This window comes from Bradyrhizobium sacchari, assembly GCF_002068095.1.
Lineage (GTDB): Bacteria > Pseudomonadota > Alphaproteobacteria > Rhizobiales > Xanthobacteraceae > Bradyrhizobium > Bradyrhizobium sacchari.
On sequence record NZ_LWIG01000018.1, the window covers coordinates 51,013 to 58,686 of the forward strand.

5 protein-coding genes and 1 pseudogene are annotated in these 7,674 nt (G+C 65.9%); 1 reads left to right on the plus strand and 5 read right to left on the minus strand.

What is annotated here, in order from left to right; all coding sequences use genetic code 11:
* From A5906_RS44810 to A5906_RS22455, 4 genes and pseudogenes are all read right to left on the minus strand, one after another.
* A pseudogene (locus A5906_RS44810) lies at positions 1 to 227 on the minus strand (beta-hexosaminidase); the annotation flags it as partial.
* 46 nt (positions 228 to 273) lie between these two features.
* The gene (locus A5906_RS22445; protein WP_080137566.1) at positions 274 to 1,830 is read right to left on the minus strand and encodes an SPOR domain-containing protein; all 1,557 of its coding nucleotides are present in this window, start codon (positions 1,828 to 1,830) and stop codon (positions 274 to 276) included.
* Positions 1,831 to 1,970: 140 nt separating this feature from the next.
* Entirely contained in the window at positions 1,971 to 3,761 is a 1,791-nt protein-coding gene (argS, locus tag A5906_RS22450; protein ID WP_080137488.1) for an arginine--tRNA ligase, read from the minus strand.
* Positions 3,762 to 3,770: 9 nt separating this feature from the next.
* Positions 3,771 to 4,979 carry a deoxyguanosinetriphosphate triphosphohydrolase gene (locus A5906_RS22455; protein ID WP_136615414.1) on the minus strand — a complete coding sequence of 403 codons (1,209 nt, stop codon included), beginning with the start codon at positions 4,977 to 4,979 and terminating at the stop codon, positions 3,771 to 3,773.
* A 123-nt stretch (positions 4,980 to 5,102) separates the two neighbouring features.
* On the opposite strand from A5906_RS22455, the gene erpA reads away from it, so the two are divergent.
* Entirely contained in the window at positions 5,103 to 5,432 is a 330-nt protein-coding gene (erpA, locus tag A5906_RS22460; RefSeq protein ID WP_025036472.1) for an iron-sulfur cluster insertion protein ErpA, read from the plus strand.
* Between the two features lie 9 nt (positions 5,433 to 5,441).
* On the opposite strand, the gene A5906_RS22465 is transcribed toward erpA, so the two are convergent.
* Positions 5,442 to 7,674, minus strand: a 2,233-nt coding sequence (locus A5906_RS22465; RefSeq protein WP_245326851.1) for a hybrid sensor histidine kinase/response regulator, incomplete at its 5' end; no start/stop codon positions are given.

The window sequence follows — 7,674 nt, forward strand, 5'->3', positions numbered from 1 at the left end:
GGGCCCAGCCGCTGCACCCGTCCGCCCTCCTGGTCGATCAGGACCGGGGCATCCGGCGCATTCGCAACCGCCCGCAATTCCGCAACCAGCGCAGCAACTTGCGCCGGGGTCGCGACATTGCGCTTGAACAGGATGAAGCCCCATGGGCGTTCGGCACGGATGAACTCCCGCTCGGCGGCGGTCAGTTCGGTTCCGGATACGCCGGTAATGAAGGCCCGCGTGCTCATAACGGCCGATTAACCCTGCCCCGCGAGAGGGTCAAGGAAACGGCCGTTAATTCCTCTGGATGAAGCAGGTCGGCAAGCCGGCCGCCTTCAGGTTGTTGCAAGCCTGCGTCGCTTCTTCGGCCGAGGCGTAGGGACCGGCGAACGCGCGATAGACGATCCCCTTGCCCTTGTCGGTGAGATCCACCCGCTTGATCACCGGTGAACGCGATCCGAGCACGCTGCCGTACTTGCCCTGAAGCACCCGGTAGGAGGCGTGAGCGCTGTCCTCGGTCTGCTGCGAAGAGACCTGGACGATGAAGCCGCCACCACCGCTGCTCGCAGGCGCAATTTGCGTCGGATTGGTCGCAGCCATCCGCTGCGGCGGCTCGGCAGCGGGTGTCGATTGCGGCGCGAGCGAGAGCGGCTGATTGGCGCTGGCATTGGCCGAGGTTGGCGGACTACGCGGCGCGGCTGGTGCCGCGGGCGCAGCAACGGGCTTCGGCGCCGCCGCTGCCGGCTTGGCAGCGGCCGATTGCGGCGCGGCGCTGTCGGTCTGATCACCCTTCACGGCCACGGTCCTGATCGGGCGCGGCGAATTGTTCGGCAGCGTGCCGTTGCTCGGCGCCGGCCCCGCGATCGGCGGCGGCACCGTCGACGGCGACACGCTCGCCACCGATGGCGGATTCGCGTTCTGGTTCAGCGGCGGGAACACCACGCGGGGACCACCCGCCCTGGCGTTGACGTCGACAGGCGCCTCCTCGCGCGGCACGATCTTCTCGGTGCCGTCGCCGGTGATCATGCGATCCGGCACCTTGGCCGACGAATCCGTCGGCGCCGGCACGATCTTGGTCGGGGTGTTGTCGGCCTTGATGATCGGCGGCTCGCCGCTGCGGGGGGAGCCCACATAGGTCTTGTAGGCGAACGCCGCGCCGGTGCCGACCACCGCAAGCGCCAGGATCGCCGCGACCGTCATCATGCCACCGCGTTGTTTTTTCGGCTCGTCGAGATCCGCCTCGGGATAGTCGCTCTGGAATGCGTAAGGGTCGTCCGGATAGGCCGGATCGCGCTGATAGTCCTGCTCGCCCGCCTCCAGCCGTCCATAGAGCGCATCGTCGTAGCGCGACGGATCGGGCTGCTGATACGGCTCCTGGTAGGCCTGTTGCTGATAGCCCTGATCCTGCGACGGGTAGGCCTCATCCTGATAGACCTGACCTTGATAGGCCTGATCCTGCTGATGGATCTCAGGCGCGGGCGCGGCCGGCTGGGAGGAATAGCGATGCAACGGATGAACCGGGCTTACGGAAACCGGATAATCCGGCTCCGGCGCGGGCTGCGGCTGCACGTTGGCGCGGCGCATCCATGACGGCGGCCCGGACGGAGGCGGCGGAGCCGGCTCGGCATAGTGCTGCTGATAGTCGTCCTGACCATAGCCGTCGTCCTGATAGCTCTGGGTTGGTGCTGCCGGCGGCTGCGCGGCGGGCCGGGCCTGCGCGGCGAACGGATCGGTCTGTCCGATCAGGCGGGCGAGTTCGGCCAACGGATCATTTTCGGCCTTCGCATGCTGATCGCCGCCGCGACCATAGTCATCGGAAGGAAACGGTCTGTCGTGATATCGTTCGGCCATCGTGATGATGCGTCCCTTCGGGAAAACCGCGCGCCCCTCGACCAAGGCACGGCTTTCGACCCACAAGGCATTCAACCAAGTCTAAGCGATCCGGCTTCTGCCGGTTACCCCCGAATTTCCCTTAAGTAGTTCGCCCCAAACTACCGCATCTCGTCCGGAGCATGGACGCCGAGGATGGCGAGGCCCGATGCCAGGACAGAGACGACGCCCTGGACCATGGCCAGTCGCGCCTTTGTTAGATCTGCATCATTATTGATAATGAAGCGTAAATAGGGCAAATCGCGCCCCTTCGTCCAAAGTGCGTGAAATTCGCTCGCTAAGTCATAGAGATAGAAGGCAATTCGGTGCGGCTCATGTGCCGCGGCGGCCGCCTCCAGCATCCGCGGATAAATTGCAAGGCGCTTGAGAAGCTCGAGTTCCACGGGGTCGGACAGCCGTTCCACGGCCGACTCGCTGAGCCAGGCGATGCGCTCGCCGGCATCTTCGGGGAGATTCGGGAACACCTCGGCCCGGGCGTTGCGGAAGATCGAGTGGCCGCGGGCATGGCCGTACTGGACGTAGAACACGGGATTGTCGCGCGACTGTTCCATGACCTTGGCGAGGTCGAAATCGAGCACCGCGTCGTTCTTGCGGTAGAGCATCATGAAGCGGACGGCATCCTGGCCGACTTCATCCACCACCTCACGCAAGGTGACGAAGTCCCCGCTCCGCTTCGACATTTTCACCGGCTCGCCGTTGCGCAACAGCTTCACGAGCTGAACGATCTTGACGTCGAGCGAGCCTTTGCCCGAGGTCGTCGCCTTCACCGCCGCCTGCATGCGCTTGATGTAGCCGCCATGATCGGCGCCCCAGACGTCGATCATCTCCGCAAAACCGCGGTCGAACTTGTTCTTGTGGTAGGCGATGTCGGAGGCGAAGTAGGTGTAGGAATTGTCCGACTTGATCAGCGGACGATCGACGTCGTCGCCGTAGGCGGTCGCCTTGAACAGCAGTTGCTCGCGGTCTTCCCAGTCCTCGACCGGCGCACCCTTCGGCGGCGGCAAGCGGCCTTCATAGATATCGCCCTTGGCTTTCAGGAAATCGATGGTCTCGGCGACCTTGTTGTTCCCGGCCTCGATCAGTGAACGCTCCGAGAAGAACACATCGTGGCGGATGTTGAGGGCAGCGAGATCGTCCTTGATCTCATCCATCATCATCGCGATCGCCTTGGCGCGCACGGTCGGCAGCCACTCGGCCTCACTCTTCGCCAGCAGCTTGTCGCCGTATTCCTTCGCAAGCGCCTGCCCGACCGGCTTCAGATAGTCGCCAGGATAGAGGCCTTCCGGAATGGCACCGATGTCCTCACCGAGCGCCTCGCGATATCTGAGGAAGGCAGAGCGCGCGAGCACGTCCACCTGCGCGCCGGCATCGTTGATGTAATATTCGCGCGTGACGTCGTGGCCGGCGAACTGGAGCAGGCTCGAAAGCGCATCGCCGAACACGGCGCCGCGGCAATGGCCGACATGCATCGGCCCGGTCGGGTTGGCCGAGACGTATTCGACATTGACCTTGGAGCCACCGCGGACGCGGCCGTAATCGGCGGCCTCGCGCAGCACCGTCCGCAGCGCCTCGGCCCAGGCGGCCGGCTTCAGCGTCAGATTGATGAAGCCGGGGCCGGCGACATCAACCTTGGCGATCAGCGCGTCTGCACGCAGCCGCTCGGCGATCTGCTCGGCGAGATCGCGCGGCTTTGCCTTTGCCTCTTTCGCAAGCACCATCGCAGCATTGGTCGCCATGTCGCCATGAGAGGCATCGCGCGGCGGCTCGACCACGACGCGGGAGAAATCGATACCCTCGGGCCAGCTGGAATCCGCCGCGAGCGCGCGGCAGGCGGCGTGCACGCGTGCGAGCACGTCGGCGAACAGATGCAGGGATGAGGATGTCTGGGGCATGGCCGCCGCCTAACGCAAATCCGGGGTCGAGTCAAAGAGCCGCTGGTGCTCGGTCAGGGCGAAACGGTCGGTCATTCCGGCAATGAAATTGCCGATCCGCCGGGCCCGGTCACCCTCGTCGTCGCCTTGCGCCCCCAGCAGCCATTCCGGCGGCAGCTCGGCGGGCGATTTCAGGTATTTGGCGAACAGGTCGAACAGGATCTGCTCGGCCTCCCCCATCACCCGCATCACCCGCTTGTGGCGGTACATGTGCTGATAGAGGAAGCGCTTGATGGCGGCCTCCTCCTTGGCGACCTCGGCCGGGAACGCGATCAGCGCCCGGCTCAGCTGGCGGACGTCCTGGGCCGATTGCGGCCTGGTGGCGGCGAGGTTCTTCTGCGCCTCCGCAAACACCGCACCGATCAGGTGCGAAATCAGCTCGCGCACCAGCTCAGCCCCTCGGCGGACGTCTTCGAGATCGGGATAATGGGCGGCGATCCCGTCGATGATCTCCGCGGTCAGCGGCATCACCTTGAGATCATCGAGGTCGAACAGGCCGGCGCGCAGGCCGTCGTCGATGTCGTGGGCGTCATAGGCGATGTCGTCGGCGATCGCGGCGACCTGGGCTTCGAGTGAAGCGAAGCTCCACAATTCGAGATCGTAGACCTTAATGTAGTCGGCGATGCCCACGGGAACGCCGTGCTCACGATAGCGCCCGACCGGCGCGCCGCTGCGATCGGTCAGCGGGCCGTTGTGCTTGACGATGCCCTCCAGCGATTCCCAGGTCAGGTTCAGCCCGTCGAACTCGGGATAACGGTGCTCCAGCGAACCGACGACGCGCAAAGTCTGGGCGTTGTGGTCGAAGCCGCCAAAGTCCTTCAGGCACGCGTCCAGCGCCCGCTCGCCGGCGTGGCCGAACGGCGGATGGCCGAGATCGTGGGCGAGCGCCAGGGTCTCGGTGAGATCCTCATCCAGCCCGAGCTGCCGGGCCAGCGCGCGGGCGATCTGCGCCACCTCCAGCGAATGGGTCAGCCGGGTGCGGTAGTGGTCGCCCTCGTGGAACACGAACACCTGGGTCTTGTATTTGAGGCGACGGAACGCGGTGGAATGGATCACCCGGTCGCAATCCCGCCGGAACGGGCTGCGGGTCCGGCTCGGGGGCTCGGCGACCAGCCGGCCGCGGCTGCGATCGGGGTCGCAGGCATAGGGCGCGCGGGGGGCTGCCATTCCGACGGACACGGCGAATTTAGTCCCTATCCATTTGATTCTGCGTATGGTGGCACTTAACTATGCCAGGCGCGGGATACCAAATGAATTGGCCAAATGAACCTGGTATGACCGCGGGACTATCGGAGACCAGCAATGACGACTGCCGTGACCATCAGTGACCGGGCCGCACGCCGGATTGGGGAGATCCTCAAGGGCGAAGGATCGGGCGCGATGCTGCGCATCTCGGTCGAAGGCGGCGGCTGCTCCGGCTTCCAGTACAAGTTCGACATCGATCGGGCCCGCACCGACGACGATCTTGTGATTGAGCAGGACAACGCGGTGGTGCTGGTCGATTCCGCCTCGCAGCCTTTTCTGGCGGGCTCGCAGGTCGACTTCGTCGACGATCTGATCGGCGCCTCGTTCCGCGTCAACAATCCCAATGCGACGGCGTCCTGCGGCTGCGGGACGAGCTTCTCGATCTGATCTGACCGGTCACAAGCCGGTCGTCTGTCTTTCTTCGTCCGTCCACTCGACGTCGCCCGGCATCAGCGCCGGCTGAAGCGGTACGTCCTCCGACACGGTGTGGCCGTCCAGCGCGCGCAGCAAGGCCTCGACCAGCGCCGGCTTGCGTAGGGGCTTCGCCAGGAAGTCGGACATCCCCGCCTCGCGGCAGATCCTGACGTCTTCAGGGAAGGCGTTGGCGGTCAGCGCGACGATCGGCAGGGCCTTGAAGCGGCCGCCCTGCGCGCGGATCGCACGGGTCGCGGCCAGACCGTCCATGTCGGGCATGCGCACGTCCATCAGCACGACATCGTAATCGCCCTCTGAAGCCGCCGCGACGGCCTCGACGCCGTCGGCGACGACGCGCAGCTCGACGTCGAAAGCTCCCAGCATCTTGCTCACAACCATGCGGTTGACGGCATCGTCCTCCGCGACCAGCACCTTGAGTGGCCGATCGAGACTGGCGATGCGGGCTTTCAGCTCCTCCGCCTCATCGCGCTCGGCCGCCGCATCGGAGGCCTGTGCCTGGCTCCAGGGGAGCACCAGCGTGAAGCGGAAGGTCGAGCCCTCGCCCGGCGCCGAGGTGACGCCGATCGTGCCGCCCATCTGCTCGATGATGCGCCGGGAGATCGCAAGGCCAAGGCCCGTGCCGCCGAAGCGGCGGCTGATCGAGGCGTCGGCCTGGGCGAAGTCGCTGAACAACTGGCCGAGCTTCTCGGGCGCAATGCCGATGCCGCTGTCGGTCACCGTCCACTCGACGGTCGCAAGCAGATCGCGCCGCGCCTGGCAGGTGGCCGCGATCGTCACCTCGCCCTCATCGGTGAACTTTACCGCGTTGGAGGCGAGATTGAGCAGCACCTGGCGAATGCGCGCGACGTCGCCGCGCAGCGTCGGCGGCAGGTTCGGATCGAGCTCGACCCTGACTGCGATCCCCTTGGCCTTGGCGCTGGCGCGCGCGACGGTCGCGACCGTCTCGACCAGCGCCTGCGGCGCGAAGTCGATCGCCTCGAACTGGAAGCGGCCGGCTTCAAGCTTGGAGAGGTCGAGAATGTCGTTGAGGATGCGCTGCAGATTGTCGCCGGACTCGCGGATCGTGGTGACGGCCTCGCGCTGCTCCGGATCGAGCTTCGTTTCGAGCAGCATGCTGGCGAGCCCGAGCACGCCGTTCATGGGCGTGCGGATCTCGTGGCTCATCACGGCGAGGAAGTCGGACTTGGCGCGGCTCTCGGCCTCGGCCTTTTCGGCGCGCCAGCGCTCGGTGACGTCGCGGCCGAAGCCGCGATAGCCGAGGAACTGGCCGTCCCGGTCATAGGCCGGCTTTGCGGTCAGCGACCACAGCCGCGGCTCGCCGCCGGCAACGACCTTGAGGTTCATCTCGTGCAGCGGCTCGTTGTGCTCCATCAAGCCGACGATGTTGTAGGCCGCGGACTTGTCCTCGGGGCAGAGCATGTCGAGGACGTCGGCGAAATGCGAGCCCTTCAGCAGCGGAAGCGGCAGCTGCGCGACATCGGCGAAGCGCTGGGGCACGTCGACCAGATGCCCTTCGGCATCGGTCTGCCATAGCCAGTCGCTGGCGTTCTCCTGGAAGTCCTTCAGCAGCAGCGAGATGATCTCGGTCTGCCGCTCCAGTTCGAGCCGGGCCTTGAGATTGCCGAGGAACAGATTGCCCTGCGAGACGATGTTGCGCGCCATGAAAAACGCGAACAGGAGCAGGAACACCGCGGTTACCAGATAGGGCCCGGTGCCGCACAGCAGCAGCGCGCCGGTGCAGGCGACCGTCATGGTGGCGAGATAGACGAGGCCCGCGCGCGGGAAGGTCGAGAGCGTGAAGGCGCCGCCCGACATCATGCCGACCATCAGGCAGGCCAGGATGAGCTGGCTGGTCGGCTCGATCCGGCTGAACAGCGCCAGCGGCAGCATGCCCCAGATCGCGGCGAGGAAGACGGCCTGCCGCATCATCTGTCGCGCGGCGCGGTGCGAGGCCTCCTGCGGCGGGTCTTGATGCGACCGCTGCCACGCGCGCACCGCCAGCGAGGCCGTGACGGAAAGCGTCATGCCCCAGATTGCGAGGAAGTCGTTCCAGCCCCGGCCCCAGAACAGGATCAGCACGATGGCGACGTTGAGCATGGTGACAGCCATCGTCACCGGGATCAGCCGCGTCACCGCGCCGATCTGCCTGGCGCGGATGCGGCGCAGCTCGCGCTCGCTGAGACCGGCGGTCAGG

Excerpts from the sequence above, each read along its gene's own strand:
- erpA (WP_025036472.1), top strand. The coding sequence starts at position 5,103 with ATGACGACTGCCGTGACCATCAGTGACCGGGCCGCACGCCGGATTGGG.
- A5906_RS22445 (WP_080137566.1), bottom strand. The coding sequence starts at position 1,830 with ATGGCCGAACGATATCACGACAGACCGTTTCCTTCCGATGACTATGGT.
- argS (WP_080137488.1), bottom strand. The coding sequence starts at position 3,761 with ATGCCCCAGACATCCTCATCCCTGCATCTGTTCGCCGACGTGCTCGCA.